Origin of the sequence: Corynebacterium sp. MC3 (genome assembly GCF_900099485.1) — a bacterium.
GTDB classification, from domain to species: Bacteria; Actinomycetota; Actinomycetes; order Mycobacteriales; family Mycobacteriaceae; genus Corynebacterium; species Corynebacterium pseudogenitalium.
Genome location: NZ_LT622810.1, coordinates 103,189 through 126,450 on the forward strand (window position 1 = coordinate 103,189; position 23,262 = coordinate 126,450).

The window sequence follows — 23,262 nt, forward strand, 5'->3', positions numbered from 1 at the left end:
AAGCGGTGTCCGCGCCGCGGAAACCTTACTTATTGAGAGGTGGGTTGAGCCAAGCTTCGCCAGCTGTTTGTCCGCCCCGCGGACACCCACATCAACCAATCAGCATGCCGCAACCGGCAGCTGATCTAGCTGGCTCCGGAGCTGTTCTGCAACGGCGTTAGCCATGGCCTGGCCGGTTTGGTAGCTGCCGTCGGCGGGGACAACGACCAAAGCCAAAGCAACGTCCTGCTCTGCGGAATTTGACACGAGTCCCATCTGGCGCACTTCGTATCCACCGGACATCGAGGGCCCCCACCCGCCTTTGAACCGCGCGTTGGAGAGCTGTCCAAGGCCGTAGTCCTGCCCGGGCACGATTTGCCCCATCAACTCAAGGACGGGGCCGGCGTCGCTCAGGCAGCTCAGATTGGACATGAAAGTGGATTCCTCGGCGGCGGTGAGCATGGTTTGGCCGAAGGTTGAGAACTCGGGTCGGATGCGTTCGGTGTTGATGGTTTTTGGTACGCCGCCCTCGGCCAAGACGGTATCGCCGGCACCGGGTGGCAGGGCGTTCCAGAGTTGCAGCGCGGCGTCGTTGTCTGAGGCGGTGATCGCGGCGGGTGCTGCGAGCTGCGCGGTGTCGGGCGCCACGCGGTACGCGGCAACTGCGAGGGGGACTTTGATGGTGGACCAGGCTGGCATCGCTGGGTCGTCGCTGCTTCCTACGCCGCCCGCGGCGACGGCGACGGTGCCTCCGAACTGGTTGGCAACTTCGTCGGCGATAGTGGAGAGCAGCTTATCGACGCCCACTTCGCCCACCGGCTCGTCAGCTGGTGCAGGCGGCTGAGCGTTCGGGTGCGTTGTCGTTGAGGTGACGGTGATGGTCGGCGGGGCGTCGTTAGTGGGTGTCCCGCAGGCCCCGAGGGCGGTCACGGCGAGGAGGGCGCAGCATGCTCGTTTCGGGTTAAGGGTCAAAAAGTGTGTCCGGAATCGCGGATTTTCACGGATTGACCTGTAGGTTTCCGGAAAGTATATGCTCCGGAAGCATATATCTAGCCCCCGACGGGAAATCCTCGGTGTGGCAGCCGTGATGTGCTATGCGCGGCGTGGTGTGGTGTCGCAATGTCGAAGAACCAACCACGCTGCCACTGCGGCGGTGAAATGAAACGCAACGGCACCACCAGCAAAGGCACCACCAGATGGCGCTGCAAACAATGCGGCGCCTCCAGCGTCAAACGTCGAAACGACATCACCAACGCGGCAGTGTTCACCCAGTTCATCGAGCATTGCACCACCGCAATATCACTCGACGACCTAGCCAAACGAAACGGTGTTAGCCGCGCCACCATGAAGCGGCGCTTCAAGTGGTGCTGGCTCGTTGATGTGCCTGACCCCACCGCCGGCCACCACAAGCGGATCTACGACCAGGTATTTCTCGATGGCACCTACACCGCCGGTGGCTGCCTGATCGTCGCGGCGACCATCGACCACGTGATCGCCTGGCACTGGTGCAAACACGAAACCACCCGCGACTACCAACTGCTGCTTGAACGCATCGAAGCCCCACTCATCGCCGTCATCGACGGCGGCCAAGGCGCATACAGCGCAATCAAAAAGTGCTGGCCGACTACGAAAATTCAACGCTGCCTCGTCCACGCCCAACGCGTGGTCCGCCGCTACACCACCACCAACCCACGCACCGATGCCGGGCGCACCATCTACCGACTTGCGCTGAAACTGACCCGGATCACCACACTGGATGAAGCCGCCGCGTGGGGTGTGCAACTACACGAGTTTTCAACGATCTACCGGGAATGGATGAACGAGAAAACCATGATCAAAGACCCCAAAACAGGTGCATGGACCCGCGTGTGGACCCACCACAACGTGCGCAAGGCCTACAACAGCCTCAACCATCTTTGGCGGTCCGAGATGCTGTTTGTCTACCTCAACCCGCCAGCAGGAGTCCTTGCGCCCGAGCGGATCAAATCCACCACCAACAGCTTAGAAGGCGGCATCAACGCCCAGCTCAAACTGCTCGCCAGAACCCACCGCGGCAGATCAGGCGAACGACAACGCCGCATGCTGGATTGGTGGCTCTACTTAAAAACGGAACTGCCTGACGATCCAGTACGAATCGCCAGGCAGTCCGACTGGGGCCAGGGCCAACTCGCCAAAGTATCCACCCTGACCCAAACCGAGAACCAAGCCGACCACGAAACAGGACGCCCAGCCCTCTACGACAACGCTATCGACACCGACTACACCCACTCAATCGGCATTCAAAAAGGCCAAATCTAACCCCCGCGACACGCCGAGCCAGACACACATTTTGACCCTTAACCCCTCGTTTCACCTTCACCACCCTAGTGCCCTGGGCACGAAAAAACCCGCACACGAGGTGCGGGTTTTCACGAGTGCTGAATTAGCCCTGACGAGCCTTGAAGCGTGGCTCCTTCTTGTTCAGGACGTAAACCTTGCCACGGCGGCGCACAACCTGGGCGCCCGGCTTGTTCTTCAGCGACCGAAGCGACTTGCGGACCTTCATCGGGCGCTCCTTTCTAATCGAGGATCTTCATCTTCGTGCGACCACTGGAAACAGTCTGGTCGCGACACGTCGCGTTATATTACCCCATCACGTGGGGAAACCAAAACGCCGTTGCTACTTGGTGTAGCGTTGCTCCATTTCCGACGCCACTTCGTCCAGACTCCGGTTCATTGTTTCGGGGACGAAGTAGCGGACGAATCCTGCTGCAAGGATGCCACAGATGATGAAGATGGAGAAGGTGGCGGTGGCGGAGAGGGCGTCGACAAGTGGGAGGAAGAACTGGGCGACGATCCAGTTCATGACCCACAGTGCGAGTCCTGCGAGGCCCATGCCGGCGCCGCGGATTTGTGGCGGGACCAGCTCGGAGATAAGCAGCCAGGTGGTGGGCGAGACTGCTGCTTGCTGCGACGCGATGAACAGCGCCATGCAGGCGAGTGAGACCCACGCGAGTGCGGCGTTGTTTTCCGCGGCACGGTACGTGAGCGTGAGTGCGAAGAGGAAGATGACGTTGCCGCTCAGGCCGATGAGCAGTAGTCGTTTGCGGCCGATCCTGTCGATGACCTGCAGTCCGACCCAGCACGCGACAACGGACACGAGGCCGATGATCATTGAGGTGTAGACGGCGTTTTCGGTGGAGAGGCCGACTTTGTTCATCATCGTTGGCGCGAAGTAGACGATGGCGTTCACACCGGTGACCTGCTGCGTAATGCCGAGTAGCGCGGCGATCAGCACGGTCATGCGTAGCCACCGAACGTTGCGCAGACGTGCCCACTCGCCGCCGCGCTGGGCGCGAAGCTCGGCGTCTTCGGTGGTTTCGAGGGTGAGTTCTTCGCGGGTCATGCCGACGCGGTAGCCGATGGTGAGGGCTGCGTCGATACGCTGGTGGCGGGCGAGCCACAGGGGTGTTTCAGGCAGGAATGCCATGCCGACGGCCAGCGCGGCTCCGGGCACTGCGGCGAGTCCGAGCATCAGCTGCCAGCTGCCGGTCGAGGCGAGTGCGGAGTTCACGGAGTACGCGAGCAGCTGCCCCACCACAATCATCAGCGTGTTCAGTGACACCATCTTGCCGCGCACCCGGGCGGGCACCATCTCCGAGATGTACATCGGCGCCACGATGGACACTCCGCCGACGCCGACTCCTAAGAACGTTCGGGCCGCCGCGAGTGCTTCCACCGATCCTGCAAGCGCGCACCACAGCGAGCCCGCGATGAACACGAGGCCGCCCATTATTAAGGTGCGTTTGCGCCCGAGCCTGTCCGCGATCGACCCGCCGCTGAGCGCGCCGACCGCTGCGCCGACGAGCAACATCGAGGTCACAAGCCCTTCTTGCCCTGGCGTGAGCTGGAATTCGGGGGTGATGTAGAGCAGCGCGCCGCTCATCACGCCGGTGTCGTAGCCGAAGAGCAGCCCGCCCAGCGCGGCGACGCCCGCAACCTTCCGGACGTAGCTTCGTTGGGCAGTGGTGAGTTGTTGCATGCATACCAATATGCACCGTGGGTACGCTGGTTCCTATGTCTCGGCCAGATTCACCGCAAGTTAGCAGCAAACAGCAAGAGATCATCGACACGCTCGGGGTCCAACCTTCGATTGATCCCGCGCGAGAAATTGAGCGTCGCGTCGCATTCCTCTGCGACTATGCCCGCGCAGCCTCCTCAGCCGGTTTCGTACTCGGCATTTCCGGGGGCCAGGACTCGACGCTCGCAGGTCGCCTCGCACAGATCGCTGTCGAGCGGCTGCGGGACTCGGGTGTCGACGCCCACTTCCTCGCCGTCCGCCTCCCCCACGGTGTCCAAGTCGACGAGGACGACGCCCAGTTGGCGCTCCGCTTCATCGAACCGGATGAGACGGTGACCGTTGACATTGCTCCTGCCACGAAGGCGCTCAGCGATGAGGTCGCCGGTGCGTTGGGGGCGCCCCTCAGCGACTTCAACAAGGGCAACGTGAAAGCCCGCCTTCGAATGGTGGCGCAGTACGCGCTTGCCGGCGAGCGCAACCTCCTGGTCATCGGCACTGACCACGCGGCGGAAAACGTCACCGGTTTCTTCACCAAGTTTGGCGACGGCGCCGCAGACCTCACCCCCCTCGCCGGCCTCAACAAACGCCAAGGCGCAGCTCTCCTCCGCGAGCTCGGCGCCGACCCTCGCCTCTGGGAGAAAGTCCCCACCGCCGACCTGGAAGAGGACCGCCCGGCCTTGCCCGATGAAGAAGCGCTCGGCGTGACCTACCAGCACATCGACGATTACCTCGAAGGCAAAACCGTTCCGTCCGCGGCGGCGGAACGCATCGAGCACCTCTGGCGCATCGGCCAGCACAAACGACACCTGCCGCCAGGGCCAGATTCCTCCTGGTGGAAGGCTTAGCCCGTCACGTCTAACGTCGCTTGCGCGGCGTTGGCAAGCTCCCCCGCGTACGCCGGGCCGTGCGTCAACGCGTGCACGGCCAACGGGTGAAGCTGGTGAATCGGGATGCGCCGACGCCAGTCCTCCCCCAGGCTTGCCCGCGACTCGTAGCCCGCAAGGATATCTTCCAAAAACGGCGCGCCGAACAACGCCAGCATGGCGATGTCCGTCAACGGGTGCCCACCGTGTGCCGCCGGGTCGATGAACCTCGGGCCGGACTCGTCGAAGAGCAGGTTGCCCGCCCAAAGATCGCCGTGGATACGCGCCAGCGGGGCGTCCTCGTCCCCCTCAACAAGCGCAGCGCAGGCGCGTTCCACGAGCTCTAGCTGCTGCTTCGAAATATTTCCCGCCACATGTGCGCTCCTAGCGAACGGCAGCACGCGCTGCTCGGTATAAAACTTCGCCCACCGCTGCTCCGGCACGCAGTCCTGCTCTACCCTGCCGATGAAGTTCGGGCCATCCCACCCGGTCGGCGGCGCACCGAAGGCTTCCGCGCCCATCGCGTGAATCTTCGCCAGCTCCTCCCCCGCCCGGCGCGCTGCGTCACGAGTGGGTCGCACGGTTTCGACGCGTTCTATTCGCAACGTCCGCTGCTCCTCGTCCACGCCGCGGACCTCCACGACTGCCTCGCTGCCCTCGCGCAGCCAGCGCAGGCCGGCGGCCTCGCTGCTCGCCTGGCCCGGCGCGGTACAACGCTTACTGAAATCGTTCATGGTGGCCCTCCAATGCAAGCAAGAATCGCTTCATGTCTTCCCCACCACGGTAGCGCCCGAGGTGGCCGTCGCTACGCACGACCCGATGGCACGGAATGAGCAGCGGCAGCGGATTTTTCGCGCACGCAGTGCCGACGGCACGCACCGCCCCCGGATTATCGACGTCCGCAGCAAGCTCCTTGTACGTTATCGTCTCACCGAACGGCACGTGTTGGAGCGCGCCCAGCACCTTCGTCCGGAACGGCGGGAAGCCCTCAAGGTCGAGCGGGACATCGAAAGACGTTCGTGTCCCGGCGAAGTACTCCTCGAGCTGCCCGCGGATGGCACCAATCGGTCCGGGGCGCGCGCCTGTGGCGTGGATTACCTCAGCGGGGTCGTCCGTCGGCAACGAGATCCGGCGCACCCCGCGCGGCGAAACGACGACCGTCAACGTCCCGACCTGCGTCTCGACGGTAGCGAATGATGTTTCACACATGGCACCCACCTTAGGGGGTAAATTATAGGCCAATCTTAAAAAGCATTTGACAGCCCCCCCCCCCGAAAACTACGCTCACAGTAAGCTAGGTGTTGCCTGGCAATTCTCCGTATCCTCTCTGAGACTTAAGGATTCTTATGGACAACGTGAAGCTTCCAAAGGAAGTGCAGCAAGTATTCACTGCGCTCGGCGTGCGCGACGTCAAAGGTGCTATTGCGGCCATTGGTGTTGCCATCACCATGATCATCGGCATCATCGGTGGCCTTGCCAGCGGCGACACTTCCTCCAAGGCAGGCATCAAGGGCTCGTCGAATGACAGCAAGCCAAGCGTGACAGCTCCAGCAAAGCCAGGCAACCAGGGCACCACCCGCCCGACGGCTAACCCACGCCCTTCGGCAGCACCGACCACTAGCCAGACGACGCCGACCACTACCGAGAACCCGGTCGACACCATGCCGCAGCCAGCACCGCTGTACACGGGCTCGAAGCCGGTGCCACTGGCGGACGTGACCTTCGAAGGCCGTAACAACGGCTACGAGTTCCGCCAGATGCAAGCCGGCGTAATGCTGAATGGCACCCCGGACTACGACGCATACGTCGCTTTGTACCCCAACCGATGGGGAAACTGGGATACCGACGTCGAGGGGCGTGCCAGCAACAGCCGTTTCTGGGACAACCTTTACATCTTGTCATTCAACAATGCGAACAACGCAACTCCGTACTCATATTCTGAGTTCGACGCGACGTTCGACTTCATGGACAACACCCCATCGACCTTCTACACGCTGGTGCGGTTCTGGGAAGGCGACACCGAGAAGTTCCTCAACCCGAAGGACTACCCAGGCTTCACCTTCGGTAAGGACGGCCGCCTCCAGCTTCGCCCAGGCAACGAGCCGTTTAACCTGAAGTACGACCTGAAGGATGTCCGCGAGCTGCAGATTGACTTCCACGGAATCAACAACTCCGGCGCAAAGACGAATATCATCGGTCTGACCATGCAGAACCCAGTGTTCAAGTAGTCAACCGCTCCCCTTTTCGCCCATCGGCAGCCCGCCGGTGGGCGTTTTGCTATGGTGCCAGCCATGACCACCCGCATTCCCCCACCTGGATACACGGCGATCACGGTCCCGGAGGACCACGACGGTCGGCGGATGCACAAGTTCCTCGCCAGCTACACCACGTGCCCGGCGACCATGCTGTTCAAGCTCGCACGCAAGGGGGCGTTGCGGGTCAACCAGAAACGCATCAAGCAGGATTACCGCGTCCGGGGTGGGGACGTGATCACGTTGCCGGGCGAATTCTGTAAGGAAGCGAAGAGGGCGTCGAAAAGTAAGGGCCACGGGTTTGAGGTGCTGTGGGAGGGGCCGACGGCACTGGTAGTAAATAAGCCGGCGGGGGTGCCGGTGCATGCGGGAACCGGGACGCGGCGCGGCGTCATCGAGCGCATCCGTGACGTGTACCCCGACGCTGAGCTTGCGCACCGCATCGATAAGGAGACGTCCGGGGCGCTGCTGATCGCGCTCAACCATGCAGAGCTGCGCCACCTGCAGCGAGCCTTCCGCGAGCAGAACGTGATCCGCATCTACCGCGCGGTCGTGGAGGGACGCTGGGCGGGTACACGCGACGTAAAGGCCCCGATCGCGCGAACACCGAAAACCATGGTCGTACGTGCCGACGGCGACGACGCCCACACACGATTCCGCCGCGTGGAAAACCGCGGGCCGAACACGCTCGTCGAGGCCGAGCTCATTACTGGACGACGCCACCAAATCCGCGTACACGCGGCCCACGAGGGCCACCCTATCGTCGGCGACCGCGCGTACGGCTCGCGCACGGGCGCGCAGCGGATGTTCCTGCACGCCTACCAGCTGGAGTTCACGCTGCGCAACGGCGAGCGCGTCGCGGTGACGGCGCCGGTCCGGGAACACAAAAACCGCAGGCCCTAAGCAACCTGCGGTTTTTTCTGTGGAGCTAACGGGATTCGAACCCGTGACCCCCACACTGCCAGTGTGGTGCGCTACCAACTGCGCCATAGCCCCGCGCACGCTGAAACACGCGTAAAAGTCAGCTTATACCGTGCGTTTAATGTGAGGCAAATGCATACAGAGGACCTTCCCGCTCTCCTGAGGAAATAGCCTCTCCTTCAAGCGAGCGGGAACAAATCACTCAAATTGGTACCGCGTGAGAACTGCCTAGGTTGCCATCCTAGGCAGTTCAATGCATCACAAACTACGCAACCACCGATCGATTTGGTCCTTCAGTGGGGGCACTGTGGCAAGGATGCCCAGTGCGATCAGCAGGAGCCCGGTAAAGACCACTCCACACACGGCTGCACCAGTGCTGCTCCCATTGTCTCCCTTACTACTTTGGCTGGAAGAATTGCTGGAGCATATTCCACGTGACTCGGAACTTGAATTACTGCTCGAGTCAGATTTAACGCTCGTGGTTGGCGTCGGCTTGGCAGACGTGGTCGGCTTGGCAGACACACTCGGTGACGGCACTGCCATTGTAGAAGTCTCCACGCTCGTGCTCGGCTCCGGCTTGACAGACGAACTCGGCTTTGGTTTTACACTCGTGCTCGGCTTCACCGTCGTGCTCGGCTCCGGCTTCACCGTCGTAGTCGGCTCCGGCTTGACAGACGTGGTCGGCTTGGCAGACACACTCGGTGACGGCACTGCCTTTGTAGAAGTCTCCACGCTCGTGCTCGGCTCCGGCTTTTCGGTCGTGGTCGGCTCCTCGCTCGTAGTCGGGTTCGGCTTCACGCTCGGCTCCGGCTTCACCGTCGTCGTGGGCTCCGACTTCGCGGTCGTGCTCGGCTTCACTGTCGTAGTCGGCTCCGGCTTGGCAGTCGTGCTCGGCTCCTCGCTCGTCGTCGGCTCCGGCTGCACCGTCGTCGGCTCCGGCTGCACCGTCGTCGGCTCCGACTTTGTAGACGTGGTTGGCTTGACAGACGTGCTCGGTGACGGCACTGCCATTGTAGAACTCTTCACCGTCGTCGTCGGGTCCGGCTTCGCGGTCGTACTCGGCTCCTCGCTCGTAGTCGGGTTCGGCTTCGCGGTCGCACTCGGCTCCTCGCTCGTAGTCGGGTTCGGCTTCGCGGTCGCACTCGTGCTCGGCTTCACGCTCGGCGCCGGCTTCACCGTCGTCGTGGGCTCCGACTTCGCGGTCGTGCTCGGCTTCGCGGTCGTGCTCGGCTCCTCGCTCGGCGTCGGCTCCGGCGACGGCTCAGGCTCAGGGGTCTCGCGCAGCAGCATAATGCTCAACGGTGGAACAGCGACTTCACCGTCCGAGGAAAGAGCCTGCGGTTCGTCGTAGACGTCCATCCCCTGAATCATCACTTCGTACTCGCCGGCAGGCAGTGGGGCCTGCCATGGTTCGTCTGCAGCGTTCACGTACACGAAGGCGTCGATATCACCTGCAAATGCGTCCTTCACGGTGTAGCCCACGTGGTTCGTGTTGATGCTGTCTGCTCCCGCAGTGATTTCATGAGTGTACTTGTTGTTGATCGCCCCATAGCTCGGTAGGCGCATGAAATCGTACTGCTTGCGGAACGCGTTCAGGTCGCGGAAGAACTGCACTTCCTTTGCGAACTGTGCTGCCCTGTCGTAGTCGAATACGTTGACTGCGTCGGGCGACTTATACGAGTTATGATCGCCCGACTTCGTGCGCAAGAACTCTTGCCCTGCGTGAATGAACACTGCGCCGTTCGCTAAGTACTGCGTAGCGGTACCCAACGCGTGACGCTTTGTGATCTCTCCATCAGAGGCGTGCGGCATGCTGCCCTTGAGCTTGTCAAACATCGTGTAGTTGTCGTGGGCCTCGTTGTACACCACGGACTGCTCCGGGCCGAGGTAGTCCCGCACGTGCTGGGCGCCCTTGATGTTGTTCAGCAGGTCCCACGAACGGTGTTCCTGGTTCGCGCCGTTGATGAAACCGGTGTGTGCCAGCTCGAAGTTATCGCCCTTGACGGTGTCGCGGTATTGATCATTGAAGAAGGCAATGCCAGGCAGTTTTTCGGCATTCTTCTGGTTCGCGCCAAGTACGCCAGCTGGATGGTTCCCCATTTCCCAGCCTTCACCGAGAATGACGATCGAAGGATCAATCTCATTGAGCGCTTCACGCACGGCGTTCATCGTCTCAATGTCATGGATCCCCATAAGGTCGAAACGGAACCCATCGATTCCATAATTCTTTGCCCAGTACGTCACAGAGTCAACGATGTACTTGCGCATCATCAGTTGCTCTGAAGCAGTTTCATTGCCGACGCCGGTACCGTCAAAGAAGTTACAGTTCGAATCCATCCGGAAGAAGTAGTTGGGAACCGTCTGCTGCAGTGGCGAGTTCTCCGGGGTGTATACGTGGTTGTACACCACGTCCATGATGACCCGAATATCGTTATCGTGAAGTGCCGCGATCATGGACTTCAGCTCAACAATCCGCGCGGTTGGGTCCTGGGGGTTCGTCGAATAGGAGCCCTCGGGAACGTTGTAATTCTGTGGGTCGTAGCCCCAGTTGTACTGTGCGTTAAACGACAGGTCACCGGTCTCGTCCACGGACCCAAAGTCATAAATCGGCAGCAGCTGCACATGGGTGACGCCCAGGGACTTCAGGTAATCCAAGCCGGACAGGTTATCCGCCTGTGTCTTGGTCCCGGCTTCGGTCAGGCCCAGGAACTTCCCCTTATGCGCAATGCCGTTGTCAGGCCCGATGGTCAGGTCCCGCACGTGCGCCTCGTAAATGATGGCGTCCCGCATCGAAGAAAACGGTGCCATCCGTTTGCCGTCCCAGTTGTTTGGGGCTGTCTTCTCCGCATCGATGACTACGGTGCGGGCTCCATTTGCAGTCACTGCCCGCGCGTACGGATCGACGGCCTCGTTGACTGTCCCGTCTTCGAATGCCAGGCGGTAACGGTACTCCAGTCCTTGCTGGTCACCATCGATGGTGAGCTCCCAGGTTCCACGCTCGCCCTTCGACATCGGAGTTACAGCAGCATTGTCGGAGTAGTTCACGAATTCTACTGACTTTGCCGTTGGCGCCCAGACCCTAAACGTGGTCTTGTCTTGGCTATAGATCGCGCCGAGCTCGCCGTCGTAAAAATACTTCTCGTTAAACTCTTTCGAGTGCAACACAGAGCACTTGCTCTCAGGGGCCGGTGGCACGTCGTCCTTGGAATAATAAATCGTGGAGTCACCCTCAACTAGCCAGATTTCGACTTTTCCATCTGAGAAGTCCGAAACATAAAGGTCATCAGGACTATTCTTCGACGCCCACTCATTACCAGGATCCGAGCGCCGCACTACAAGACCAACTTTCTCGATCCCCTTGGGGTTTTCGTGTGTGATGGTAGCAGTGTGATCATCCGTGAAATCTACCCTATGCCCATCCTCATCCGGCAACCAGGTCCACATATTCCAGTTTTCGTAGTTGTTGTCGTGCCGCACATAGTGCACGGTGAGCGAAACCTTCGTTGGCAACCCATTCGGCTCCTCTGCAGGAATGAACTTGTAGCTGCTGTCCGTGCCAATAGTTACATGTCCCGTTGTGGGGATATCGCGCAGATCCTTCGATTGCCACGCCCAATCCTGCTCCGCAGTCGAGCGGCGCACAATCAAGTTGACCTTGTCGTGCCCAGCAACGGTCGGAATTTCCGCAGTAAGCTGCCCAGCCTCATTCTTTCCAGTAAAGGGAACTGACGTTCCGTCATTCTCTCCGTACCAAACCCAAAGGTTGTACTCGCTTTCTGGGACAGCAGGATCAGGGGTGAAGCTCACCTGCAATGTGCACTGCGCTCCAGTACGGAACGGCCCATCGGGCTTATAGCTGAAGGAGCATGCGCCTGCCTTTGCATACACCGAGTTTCCGGTTTGTACGCCTTCAAAGACTGCGGACTCCCATATGCGGTTTTCCTGCTCGCCCTGCTGGAGCGAAAGCGTATCTGTACGATACACCTGGAAATTTAAGGGGTGTTCGTCTGTTGCGATAGTCGCGTACAGGTCGCCATTAGGCAAGACACTCGAGAACATCTGTCGCTGCTTGCTGTCGCCCTGCGCCCAGTAATCCACACGGTAGGTGGTAAGCGGCTTTTCAACCGCAGGATCCGGGGTGAAGGTCAGATACATTACATCAGTGTTCTGAACGGCTCGCGCTACCGGCGCAGTACCTCCCGTAAACACCAATAGGAATGTCAGCAAGAACCCCAAGATGCTCTTATATTTTGGTGATTTCATTGGCCCTCCTAGACCAAAACAGCATCAAGATGGAAAAATATGACCATTCCTTAAGCTAGCACGACTCAGACACAATACAGTCACGATTAAGTTCTGAAGTAATCTATATCACTGTAAATGTCGCAGAAATACAACCTCACACCCTCAATCGGGGACTAGTTACCTTTCATAACAACAAAAGCTCCCCATCGGTTTTGCAATCAAACCAATGGGGAGCTTCTTCTCTTGTGGAGCTAACGGGATTCGAACCCGTGACCCCCACACTGCCAGTGTGGTGCGCTACCAACTGCGCCATAGCCCCTTGAACTCTTACGAGCTTTCATCACCATACACGTGAAGAGAGCCTGGCCACAAATCATGCAGCCAGGCCCCACGCGGACATACAGTTAGCTGTTTGCGACGGTATCGACCCAGTTGTCGATCTCGCCTTCAACGTCCTTGCCGTCAACCATGACGCGCGGAGTCCACGCCTCACCGGCGCGCTCTTCCTGCAGCTTCATGTTGCCGTTCGACATTGCGCGCGCCGCATCGTAATAGGTCTTATCGCGGATGTCCTGTACCGCCTTGTCGCTCGCGCCGTAGTCACGCGCCAGGTCAGCAAGGTCATCGTCGGTCACCTTCGAGTACACGTCCTTCTGGTTGACCATCAGGTGGTCGCGCAGGTTCATCATCGCAGCTGGCTCGTTATTTGCGACGAGTGCCAGCTCCGCAGCCAGCCCCATCGTGGAGTGACCGTTGGTCAGGCCATCGAGCGTCACCATCGGGCGCAGCTCGACCTCAATCTTGCCCTCACGCAGCTTCTCGAACATCTGCTCATCCGTCGCTACCGCCAGATCTGCACAGTGTGGGCACGAAAAGTCCTCGTAGAGCTCTGCCATCGGGGCGTCGTCGACACCTTCGGCTGCGAGACGAATGAAGTGGTCGTCCTCGTTCCAGCTCACAGTGATGCCAGTGGTGTCAATCATGTTCTCGGCCATGGCTGCCTCGCGGCCCTTCTTGCCGTTGACGAAAATCAGGCCGATCACAAGCGCCGCGATCGCGATCACTGCAACGATTGCCCAGATGAACCCTGCACCGTTCTTCTCGTTCGGGTTCTTCACCTTACGGGTAGTCACGTATTTACTCCTTGACGTTGGAAATTGCCCAACAGCTTAATCGCTGGATGAGGCTATGGATAAATCGCAAACTTCTTGTACGGCACATAAATCATGAACAAGGTCGCCGCGATCAAGACAAAGTCACGCAGGATCGTCTCAATGAGGTTCGTGCCTTCATCCGATGGCTGCGGGCCAAAGCACCCACAGTCGATGACCAGCCCTCGCGACCACGCCGAGTACATCCCGATGATGAATAGCACCAGGACCCCGATCGAGACCCAGCCGCATTCGCGCAGCTTGATGCCAGCCAGCAGGAGCAGCCCACCGGCCAGCTCCAACGGTCCGATCCACTGCGCCAAAATATTCGACCACTCATGGGTGAAAATCTCGTACGCAATGACATTTTGCGCCACTTCCATGTGGGCGCCGATCTTCGTCCACCCGGCGACAATCCACACAGCCGCCAGCCCAAATCGCGCCGCAGCCGACGCGATTTCCAGCAGCTTGCCTCTTGCCTGTTTGGTCTCGTGTGTCTCAGTCACGATTGGTCATTCTATCCGAGCACCTGCGCAACAAGCTCTTTCGCAGCCTGCTGCACCTGCGCCAAATGCTCCTTGCCCTTGAAACTCTCGGCGTAAATCTTGTACTTGTCCTCCGTACCCGATGGTCGCGCCGCGAACCAGGCGTTTTCCGTCGTCACCTTCAGCCCGCCAATTGGAGCACCGTTGCCTGGTGCCTCGGTCAGCTTCGCGGTGATTGGTTCACCAGCCAGCTCGGTCGCGGTGACCTGCTCCGGGGAGAGCGCCTTCAGCGTCGCCTTCTGCTCGCGGTTCGCCGGGGCATCGATACGAGCGTATGCCGGGGAGCCGAACTTCTCAGCCAGTTCAGCGTAGCGTTGCGACGGCGTCTTCCCCGTCACAGCTGTAATCTCCGCCGCGAGCAGATCCAGAATCAGGCCGTCCTTATCAGTCGACCACACCGTGCCATCCTTCCGCAGGAAGGACGCACCCGCGGATTCTTCGCCGCCGAAGCCAACGGTGCCGTCGATAAGCCCTGGTACGAACCACTTGAAGCCGACTGGAACCTCGACAAGCTTGCGCCCGAGCGATGCCACTACACGGTCAATCATCGACGAGGACACCAGCGTCTTGCCAACTGCGGTGTTGTCCGCCCAGCCCTCGCGATGTGAGAACAGGTACTCAATCGCGACGGCGAGGTAATGGTTCGGGTTCATCAGGCCGGCGTCCGGCGTGACGATCCCGTGGCGGTCCGAGTCAGCGTCGTTGCCGGTAGCGATGTCATACTTGTCACGATTGTGCACCAGCGACGCCATCGAGTCCGGCGAGGAGCAATCCATGCGAATCTTGCCATCAGTGTCGAGCGTCATGAAACGCCAGGTCGGGTCGACCTCCGGGTTCACCACGGTCATATTCAGGCCGTGCTTCTCAGCGATTGCACCCCAATAATCGACGCTCGCTCCGCCCATCGGATCTGCGCCGATGCTCAGACCGGATTCACGAATCGCCGCAATGTCGACGACGTTCGGCAAGTCATTGATGTAGTTATTCAGGTAGTCGTAGCGCTGCGCACGCTCATCGAGCACACCAGACGCCGCGGAGCGCTTCACGCCCTCCAAACCGTTTGCGATGTACTCGTTCGCCCGCTTCGCAATCCAGTCAGTCGCGTCCGTGTCAGCCGGACCACCCGACGGCGGGTTGTACTTGAAACCACCATCACGAGGAGGGTTGTGCGACGGCGTAATCACAATGCCGTCCGCACGCTTCGCATCCGTCCCGGTCACGCCGCCAGGCAGCTTCGCGTTGTGCGACAAAATTGCGTGCGACACCGCCGGAGTCGGTGTGTAACGCCCAGCGGCGTCAACAAGCACCTCAACCCCATTGCCAAACAGCACCTCAAGCGCGGAGACCATCGCCGGCTCAGACAACGCGTGCGTATCGCGCCCGATGAAGACCGGACCGCCAATGTTTTGCTCACGACGGTAGTCGACGATCGCCTGCGTGGTCGCCAGAATATGCCCCTCATTAAACGCGTTATCAAGCGAAGAACCACGGTGGCCAGAGGTACCAAACACCACCTGCTGGTCGGGATTGTGCGGGTCTACATCACGGGTGTAGTAAGCAGTCACCAACGACGCGATATCGATCAAATCTTCCGGGCGGGCAATCTGGCCAGCACGTTCATGAGCCATACGACAACATCCTTTCGAATACGTTCACACCCATCTTTCCCTTTTTTGGAAACTTCCGCCAGAAAAATCGTACAAACCGTGTACACACGGGAGGTTATGTGTCTATTATCTCAATCACGTTATCGGGAGAAAGGTAACCTGGCCCACACCCTATTGCGAAAGGATCACGATGGCTGCGCAACTCAACGAAACCCTCGGTACGATCGCCTCGTTCGTCTGGGGCCCATTCCTGCTCATCCCGCTGCTGCTCGGCACGGGCCTCTTCCTGACCGTCCGAATGGGTGGCATCCAGTTCCGCACGCTCGGCCGCGCGACCCGCCACGCGTTCGTCGATAAGAATGAAGAAGGCTCCGGCGACATCAGCAACTACCAGGCCTTAACGACGGCCCTCGCCGCAACAGTCGGCACCGGCAACATCGTCGGCGTAGCCACCGCGATCTCGATCGGTGGCCCGGGCTCCCTGCTCTGGATCTGGGTCACAGGCATCGTCGGCATGGCGTCGAAATACTCCGAGGCCTACCTCGGCGTCCGCTTCCGCACCACCGACGACAAAGGACGCCAACAAGGAGGACCACACGAGTACCTCCGCCGCGGAATCCCAGGCCCGCTGGGGTCCGTGCTCGCGGTCGCGTTCATGCTCTTTACTATCTTCGCGTCTTTCGGCATCGGTAACCTCACTCAAGGCAATTCCATCGCTGCAGGCATGCAGGAAGCATTCGGCATCGAACCTACTGTCTCCGGCATCCTGATCTTCATTGGCGTCGGCGCAGCCATCTTGGGTGGTATTGAAGGCATCGGCAAGATCACGGCAGCGTTCGTTCCCCTGATGATTGTTCTCTACGTCGGTGGCGGCATCGTCGCGCTCGCTTTGATGGCAGACCAGATCCCTGCAGCTATCTCTCTCATCTTCCACGACGCGTTCACCGGCTCAGCCGCGACCGGTGGCTTCGTCGGCTCCACCATCATGATGGCAATCCAGTTCGGTGTTGCCCGCGGCATCTTCTCCAACGAGTCCGGCATGGGCTCTGCAGCAATCGCCGCTGCGGCAGCGAAGACCCAGCACCCCACCCGCCAGGCACTAGTATCCATGACCCAGACGTTCATTGACACCCTGATCGTTGTTACCATCACCGGCCTTGTCATCGTGACCTCCGGGACGTGGGACATGGGACGCGACGAAGCAGCAGTCATGACCGCACGCGGCTTCTCGACGGTCCTGCCAGGCACCTGGGGCGGCGACATCGTCTCCGTTTCCCTCATCTTCTTCGCATTCTCTACGATCCTGGGCTGGTCCTACTACGGCGAACGCGCCGCAACCGCCCTCTTCGGCCAGTGGGCTTCATTGCCATACAAGATGTTCTTTACCGCCGTAGCGTTCCTCGGCGCCACCACGCACCTCGAACTCGTATGGACGTTCTCCGACCTGGCGAACGGCCTCATGGCAATCCCGAATCTCATCGGTCTACTGCTGCTTTCCGGGCTCGTCGCCCGTGAGACTCGCGAGTACCTCAAATTCGATCCGAAGCTTCGCCGTAGCCCCGAGGAGGTTGCAGTATTTGTAAAGCAGCAAGGCATGAATTGGGAGTAAGCGCACTAGTAGACTTCTGGTGTGCAATTACAAAACATTGAGTCGAATGAGCCCCTCGCAGTAGGCGTCGGAGCTGGCACGGGAGCACTTACACGCTACGTGCTTACAGCGGGACTCCTTGCGGTGCTGCCTGCAGCACCGCATTACGCTTTTCTGGTCACGCTTGGCATCAACGTCTTGGGCAGCTACGCAATGGGTTACTTCCGACCAGGCCCATTACTCGGCACAGGTTTCCTCGGAGGCTTCACGACGTTCTCCGCTCTCACCGTCGCCGCAGCGCAAACGACTGCAATCACTGCGTTCATCTACGTACTCTCCAGTGTTGTCTTCTGCATCGCTGGCTGGTGGGCTGGCGACGCCATGCGTGAGTGCAAGGAGACAGGTGATCGATAGTGTTTATTGACCCAATTGCCATCCCTGCAGTGTTCTTTGGCGGCGCGTTGGGCGGCGCCACACGGTGGTGGATTAGTTCCGCCCTCCCACCGCGCAAGGGCACCTTCACGGCCAACGCTGCCGCATCCATGGTCCTCGGCTTTACAGTCGCGATGGCGCCGATGTGGGCAGTGTTCATTGGAACGGGATTTGCTGGTGCGCTCTCTACATGGTCGACGCTCGCCAAAGAAGCAGGAATGCTGCTCAAAGAGCGCAGGTACGCACGATGCGCAAAGTATCTGCTGTGGACGCTCGCCGTCGGCGTTGCATTCGCAGGGCTAGGCGTTATGCGCGGTAACGCGGCATTTTAGACGATACAAAGCGCTGCAAATACTTTTGGTGTGTTGTCTGTGGATCAGAATTGGTAACCGGCCACACACAACCATCCCCGTTTGTTTGTTGTGGGGGTGCACAAAAAAGAGTGTGGTGGGTACCACCACCCCCAACAACGGGAATAATGGAACCCACCACACACAAGAAAATGAAGTTATAGGCCGGCGGTAACCTACTCTCCCACACCCTCCCAGGTGCAGTACCATCAGCGCGGGCGGGCTTAGCTAACCGGGTTCGGAAAGGGACCGGGCGTTTCCCCGCCGCCATCAACCACCGACACGACCAAAATCGTGCCAACACAATACTGTTGATAACAACGACAATATTCACATATCAGCACAGGCATGTCATGCCAGACACTGCACAGTGGACGCAAACACTACTTCTTTACACGGAAGAACACTCAAAACTCTTGACCATAAACAATGCACACCATGTGTTTTGTTTTAGTCTCGGTGTAATTAGTACCAGTCACCTTACACACCTCACAGTGCTACCAGATCCGGCCTATCAACCCCATCATCTCTAGGGAACCTCAAACGAAACCTCATCTCAAAACAGGCTTCCCGCTTAGATGCTTTCAGCGGTTATCCCTCCCGTACGTAGCCAACCAGCCCTGCTCCTGGCGGAACAACTGGCACACCAGAGGTACGTCCGTCCCGGTCCTCTCGTACTAGGGACAGCCTTCTTCAAGTTTCAACGCGCGCGGCGGATAGAGACCGAACTGTCTCACGACGTTCTGAACCCAGCTCGCGTGCCGCTTTAATGGGCGAACAGCCCAACCCTTGGGACCTACTCCAGCCCCAGGATGCGACGAGCCGACATCGAGGTGCCAAACCATCCCGTCGATATGGACTCTTGGGGAAGATCAGCCTGTTATCCCCGGGGTACCTTTTATCCGTTGAGCGACACCACATCCACAAGTAGGTGCCGGATCACTAGTCCCGACTTTCGTCCCTGCTCGACTTGTAAGTCTCACAGTCAAGCTCCCTTGTGCACTTACACTCACCACCTGATTGCCAACCAGGCTGAGGGAACCTTTGGGCGCCTCCGTTACATTTTGGGAGGCAACCGCCCCAGTTAAACTACCCACCAGGCACTGTCCCCAACCCAGATCATGGGCCAAGGTTAGACATCCACTACGGTCAGAGTGGTATTTCAACAACGACTCCACAATCACTAGCGTGACCACTTCACAGTCTCCCACCTATCCTACACAAACCGCACCGAATACCAATACCAAGCTATAGTGAAGGTCCCGGGGTCTTTTCGTCCTGCCGCGCGAAACGAGCATCTTTACTCGTACTGCAATTTCACCGGGCCTGTGGTTGAGACAGCAGGGGAGTCGTTACGCCATTCGTGCAGGTCGGAACTTACCCGACAAGGAATTTCGCTACCTTAGGATGGTTATAGTTACCACCGCCGTTTACTGGGGCTTAAATTCTCCGCTTCGGACATGCGTCCTAACAGGTCCTCTTAACCTTCCAGCACCGGGCAGGCGTCAGTCCGTATACATCAACTTAACCGTCTTCGCACGGACCTGTGTTTTTGATAAACAGTCGCTCCCCTCTATTCTCTGCGACCCCCACCAGCAACACACCGAAAAAGGCATGCAACCAGCAAGGGCCCCCCTTCTCCCGAAGTTACGGGGGCAATTTGCCGAATTCCTTAACCACAGTTCACCCGACCGCTTTAGTATTCTCTACCTGACCACCTGTGTCGGTTTCGGGTACGGGCCATACACACACATCGCTAGAGGCTTTTCTCGACAGCAAAGGATCACCACCATCACCCAACAATTGGGCTACGCATCACGCCTCACACAAAATATCGACCGCATTTCACAAGTCGACGTGCCACACGCTTACACCAAGATATCCAACACTTGGCGCGGCTACCTGACTGCGTCACCCCATCACTGAACTACCACGGATCAGGCCCCACGCATCACCAACAACCACACACCCAAAAGGATGCGCATGTTGCCAGTTCAGGGTGGTTAGTATCACCGCTTCACTCTTTGTCGCATGCATACGGGTACGGGAATATCAACCCGTTGACCATCGACTACGCCTGTCGGCCTCGCCTTAGGACCCGACTCACCCTGGGAAGACGAACTTGACCCAGGAACCCTTAGTCATCCAGCGGATACGATTCTCACGTATCTCTCGTTACTCATGCCTGCATTCTCACTCGCACACAGTCCACCACCCCTTACAGTATGGCTTCACCCCATGCACGACGCTCCCCTACCCATAGTAAAAACTATGCCGCGGCTTCGGCGGTGTACTTGAGCCCCACTACATTGTCGGCGCAGAACCACTCGACCAGTGAGCTATTACGCACTCTTTCAAGGATGGCTGCTTCTAAGCCAACCTCCTGGCTGTCTTCGCGATCCCACATCCTTTTCCACTTAGTACACCCTTAGGGGCCTTAACCGGCGATCTGGGCTGTTTCCCTCTCGACTATGAAGCTTATCCCCCACAGTCTCACTGCTATAGAACACTTAACCGGCATTCGGAGTTTGGCTGATGTTGCTAAGATGATAGTCCCGCTCAACCAACCAGTAGCTCTACCTCCGGCAAACTACTATAACGCTGCACCTAAATGCATTTCGGGGAGAACCAGCTATCACGGAGTTTGATTGGCCTTTCACCCCTACCCACAACTCATCCCCTCAGTTTTCAACCTAAGTGGGTTCGCGCCTCCACAACCTCTTACAGCTGCTTCACACTGGCCATGGGTAGATCACCCCGCTTCGGGTCCAGGACATGCCACTAAACGACACCCAATTAGGATTCGCTTTCGCTACGACTACCCCACACGGGTTAACCTCGCGACATGCCGCTGACTCGCAGGCTCATTCTTCAAAAGGCACGCCATCACACACACGCGGTGCTCTGACGGATTGTAAGCGCACGGTTTCAGGAACTCTTTCACTCCCCTCCCGGGGTACTTTTCACCATTCCCTCACGGTACTTATTCACTATCGGTCACACTTAGTATTTAGGCTTACCGGGTGGTCCCGGCAGATTCACAGCAGATTCCACGAGCCCACTGCTACTCGGGCAAACAATCACCACAACACGACACGCCTTCACGTACAGGGGCTCTCACCCTCTCCGGCACACCATCCCAGGTGACTTCCGCTAACACGCCGCATCATAGGGGTACATGGCAGCATACCCACAATCATCGCCCACAACACCACACGCGCAACCCCTGCCAGGTATCACACACGCATGGTTTAGCCTCATCCACGTTCGCTCGCCACTACTAGCAGAATCACAATTGTTTTCTTCTCCTACGGGTACTGAGATGTTTCACTTCCCCGCGTAACCCCCACACAGACTATACATTCATCTGCAGGTAACACTCCATAACAAGTGCCAGGTTTCCCCATTCGGACATCCTCGGATCAACGCTTTGTTGGCAACTCCCCGAGGCATAACGCAGCCTCACACGTCCTTCATCGGCTAAGCATGCCAAGGCATCCACCGTACGCCCTTGTAACAAAACAAAAACACACAACAAACAAACAACAAACAACCACCACACACAAACAGCATGACAATCACTTGTTGTTAGGCAAACTTACAATCAAAAAATTCTTCCACAAGAATAAAGATGCTCGCGTCCACTATACAGTTCTCACACAACACACCCCACACACCAACCACCAACCAAACAAGTCAGTGATCAACACGCGGAATCATTCAAGACAACACAACTGCTGTCTCAGACACCCAACAGTGCACCAACACACAATAACTATTACTTCATTTTTGACTACAAAAACCCGGCCACACTGCAACCACAACCACAACCACCACACGAATGCATGACAGTCTGGAGCTGGTGTGTCTCCACCCGGAAACAACAATTGGCAGCCACACCCACGGTGACTCAACCAACAACCAAGCCCACAACTGTGGGCCAACAAAATAAAACTCCTTAGAAAGGAGGTGATCCAGCCGCACCTTCCGGTACGGCTACCTTGTTACGACTTCGTCCCAATCGCCGATCCCACCTTCGACAGCTCCCATGACAGGCCACTGGCTTCGGGTGTTACCAACTTTCATGACGTGACGGGCGGTGTGTACAAGGCCCGGGAACGTATTCACCGCAGCGTTGCTGATCTGCGATTACTAGCGACTCCGACTTCATGGGGTCGAGTTGCAGACCCCAATCCGAACTAAGGCCGGCTTTGTGCGATTAGCATCCCCTCACAAGGTAGCAAACGCGCTGTACCGACCATTGTAGCATGTGTGAAGCCCTGGACATAAGGGGCATGATGATTTGACGTCATCCCCACCTTCCTCCGAGTTAACCCCGGCAGTCTCTCATGAGTCCCCACCATTACGTGCTGGCAACATAAGACAAGGGTTGCGCTCGTTGCGGGACTTAACCCAACATCTCACGACACGAGCTGACGACAACCATGCACCACCTGTATAGCGACCACAAGGGAAACCACATCTCTGCGGCGATCCGCTACATGTCAAGCCCAGGTAAGGTTCTTCGCGTTGCATCGAATTAATCCACATGCTCCGCCGCTTGTGCGGGCCCCCGTCAATTCCTTTGAGTTTTAGCCTTGCGGCCGTACTCCCCAGGCGGGGCGCTTAATGCGTTAGCTACGGCACAAATCCCGTGGAAGGGACTCACACCTAGCGCCCACCGTTTACGGCATGGACTACCAGGGTATCTAATCCTGTTCGCTACCCATGCTTTCGCTCCTCAGCGTCAGTTACTGCCCAGAGACCTGCCTTCGCCATCGGTGTTCCTCCTGATATCTGCGCATTTCACCGCTACACCAGGAATTCCAGTCTCCCCTACAGCACTCAAGTTATGCCCGTATCGCCTGCAGTCCCACAGTTAAGCTGTGGACTTACACAAACGACGCGACAAACCACCTACGAGCTCTTTACGCCCAGTAATTCCGGACAACGCTCGCACCCTACGTATTACCGCGGCTGCTGGCACGTAGTTAGCCGGTGCTTCTTCTCCAGGTACCGTCACAAAAATGCTTCGTCCCTAGCGAAAGGAGTTTACAACCCGAAGGCCTTCATCCCCCACGCGGCGTCGCTGCATCAGGCTTGCGCCCATTGTGCAATATTCCCCACTGCTGCCTCCCGTAGGAGTCTGGGCCGTATCTCAGTCCCAATGTGGCCGTACACCCTCTCAGGCCGGCTACCCGTCGACGCCTTGGTAGGCCATTACCCCACCAACAAGCTGATAGGCCGCGAGCTCATCCCATACCGCAAA

16 protein-coding genes, 2 tRNA genes and 3 rRNA genes are annotated in these 23,262 nt (G+C 58.6%); 7 read left to right on the top strand and 14 right to left on the bottom strand.

All coding sequences use genetic code 11. The annotated features are described in order from the left end of the window. Positions 1-99 precede the first annotated feature (99 nt). The gene (locus BQ4436_RS01500) at positions 100-909 is read right to left on the bottom strand and encodes a serine hydrolase (protein WP_143000756.1); all 810 of its coding nucleotides are present in this window, start codon (positions 907-909) and stop codon (positions 100-102) included. A gap of 189 nt (positions 910-1,098) precedes the next feature. Here BQ4436_RS01500 and BQ4436_RS01505 point away from each other — a divergent pair, with 189 nt between their 5' ends. Further along, positions 1,099-2,277, top strand: coding sequence for an IS256-like element IS1249 family transposase (locus tag BQ4436_RS01505; RefSeq protein WP_005323424.1), 1,179 nt, complete (start codon positions 1,099-1,101; stop codon positions 2,275-2,277). Positions 2,278-2,401: 124 nt separating this feature from the next. Here the strand turns inward: BQ4436_RS01505 and ykgO are convergent, their stop codons facing one another. Both ykgO and BQ4436_RS01515 read right to left on the bottom strand, forming a co-directional pair. After that, positions 2,402-2,524 (bottom strand): type B 50S ribosomal protein L36, encoded by a 123-nt coding sequence (gene ykgO / locus BQ4436_RS01510; protein ID WP_018020497.1) that lies wholly within the window; start codon positions 2,522-2,524, stop codon positions 2,402-2,404. Between the two features lie 114 nt (positions 2,525-2,638). Next, on the bottom strand, positions 2,639-4,000 hold the full coding sequence (locus tag BQ4436_RS01515) for a sugar porter family MFS transporter (RefSeq protein ID WP_070975267.1): 1,362 nt from the start codon (positions 3,998-4,000) through the stop codon (positions 2,639-2,641). A 35-nt stretch (positions 4,001-4,035) separates the two neighbouring features. On the opposite strand from BQ4436_RS01515, the gene nadE reads away from it, so the two are divergent. Then, positions 4,036-4,884, top strand: a complete 849-nt coding sequence (gene nadE, locus BQ4436_RS01520; protein WP_070975268.1) for an ammonia-dependent NAD(+) synthetase — start codon at positions 4,036-4,038, stop codon at positions 4,882-4,884. Here nadE and BQ4436_RS01525 read toward each other — a convergent pair. Continuing rightward, positions 4,881-5,636 carry a fructosamine kinase family protein gene (locus BQ4436_RS01525; RefSeq protein ID WP_070975269.1) on the bottom strand — a complete coding sequence of 252 codons (756 nt, stop codon included), beginning with the start codon at positions 5,634-5,636 and terminating at the stop codon, positions 4,881-4,883. The two genes, nadE and BQ4436_RS01525, sit on opposite strands and share 4 nt — an antisense overlap. Next, positions 5,620-6,111, bottom strand: coding sequence for a methylated-DNA--[protein]-cysteine S-methyltransferase (locus tag BQ4436_RS01530; protein ID WP_070975270.1), 492 nt, complete (start codon positions 6,109-6,111; stop codon positions 5,620-5,622). The genes BQ4436_RS01525 and BQ4436_RS01530 overlap by 17 nt, the downstream gene beginning before the upstream one ends. Before the next feature lie 137 nt (positions 6,112-6,248). Here BQ4436_RS01530 and BQ4436_RS01535 point away from each other — a divergent pair, with 137 nt between their 5' ends. Beyond that, positions 6,249-7,130, top strand: a complete 882-nt coding sequence (locus BQ4436_RS01535) for a hypothetical protein (protein WP_070975271.1) — start codon at positions 6,249-6,251, stop codon at positions 7,128-7,130. A 63-nt stretch (positions 7,131-7,193) separates the two neighbouring features. Next, positions 7,194-8,057 (top strand): RluA family pseudouridine synthase, encoded by an 864-nt coding sequence (locus BQ4436_RS01540; protein WP_070975280.1) that lies wholly within the window; start codon positions 7,194-7,196, stop codon positions 8,055-8,057. Between the two features lie 20 nt (positions 8,058-8,077). Here BQ4436_RS01540 and BQ4436_RS01545 read toward each other — a convergent pair. The 6 genes from BQ4436_RS01545 to pgm all read right to left on the bottom strand — a co-directional run bounded on the left by BQ4436_RS01545 (position 8,078) and on the right by pgm (position 15,644). Continuing rightward, a tRNA-Ala gene (locus tag BQ4436_RS01545) sits at positions 8,078-8,150 on the bottom strand. A gap of 183 nt (positions 8,151-8,333) precedes the next feature. Continuing rightward, the gene (pulA, locus tag BQ4436_RS01550) at positions 8,334-12,230 is read right to left on the bottom strand and encodes a type I pullulanase (protein ID WP_070975272.1); all 3,897 of its coding nucleotides are present in this window, start codon (positions 12,228-12,230) and stop codon (positions 8,334-8,336) included. Positions 12,231-12,566: 336 nt separating this feature from the next. Beyond that, positions 12,567-12,639: transfer RNA gene (locus BQ4436_RS01555), tRNA-Ala, on the bottom strand. An 85-nt stretch (positions 12,640-12,724) separates the two neighbouring features. Continuing rightward, positions 12,725-13,453: a DsbA family protein gene (locus BQ4436_RS01560; RefSeq protein ID WP_070975273.1), complete on the bottom strand. Its 729-nt coding sequence runs from the start codon at positions 13,451-13,453 to the stop codon at positions 12,725-12,727. A gap of 53 nt (positions 13,454-13,506) precedes the next feature. After that, complete coding sequence (locus BQ4436_RS01565) at positions 13,507-13,977, bottom strand: MauE/DoxX family redox-associated membrane protein (RefSeq protein ID WP_070975274.1); 471 nt, start codon at positions 13,975-13,977, stop codon at positions 13,507-13,509. A gap of 11 nt (positions 13,978-13,988) precedes the next feature. Next, a complete protein-coding gene (gene pgm, locus BQ4436_RS01570; protein ID WP_070975275.1) occupies positions 13,989-15,644 on the bottom strand; it encodes a phosphoglucomutase (alpha-D-glucose-1,6-bisphosphate-dependent) in 1,656 nt (551 codons plus the stop codon). A gap of 169 nt (positions 15,645-15,813) precedes the next feature. Between pgm and BQ4436_RS01575 the strand changes: the two genes are divergently transcribed. Genes BQ4436_RS01575 through BQ4436_RS01585 form a run of 3 tightly spaced genes read left to right on the top strand, consistent with a single transcriptional unit; the run spans position 15,814 to position 17,975 of the window. Then, positions 15,814-17,232: an alanine/glycine:cation symporter family protein gene (locus tag BQ4436_RS01575; protein WP_070478264.1), complete on the top strand. Its 1,419-nt coding sequence runs from the start codon at positions 15,814-15,816 to the stop codon at positions 17,230-17,232. Positions 17,233-17,253: 21 nt separating this feature from the next. Continuing rightward, positions 17,254-17,625 carry a CrcB family protein gene (locus BQ4436_RS01580; protein ID WP_255366082.1) on the top strand — a complete coding sequence of 124 codons (372 nt, stop codon included), beginning with the start codon at positions 17,254-17,256 and terminating at the stop codon, positions 17,623-17,625. Beyond that, positions 17,625-17,975, top strand: a complete 351-nt coding sequence (locus BQ4436_RS01585) for a fluoride efflux transporter FluC (RefSeq protein WP_176754783.1) — start codon at positions 17,625-17,627, stop codon at positions 17,973-17,975. The genes BQ4436_RS01580 and BQ4436_RS01585 overlap by 1 nt, the downstream gene beginning before the upstream one ends. Before the next feature lie 181 nt (positions 17,976-18,156). Here the strand turns inward: BQ4436_RS01585 and rrf are convergent. The 3 genes from rrf to BQ4436_RS01600 form a co-directional block, all read right to left on the bottom strand. After that, positions 18,157-18,275 (bottom strand): 5S ribosomal RNA (gene rrf, locus BQ4436_RS01590). A 161-nt stretch (positions 18,276-18,436) separates the two neighbouring features. Next, a 23S ribosomal RNA gene (locus tag BQ4436_RS01595) occupies positions 18,437-21,518 on the bottom strand. A gap of 437 nt (positions 21,519-21,955) precedes the next feature. Further along, positions 21,956-23,262, bottom strand: a 16S ribosomal RNA gene (locus tag BQ4436_RS01600); the annotation flags it as partial.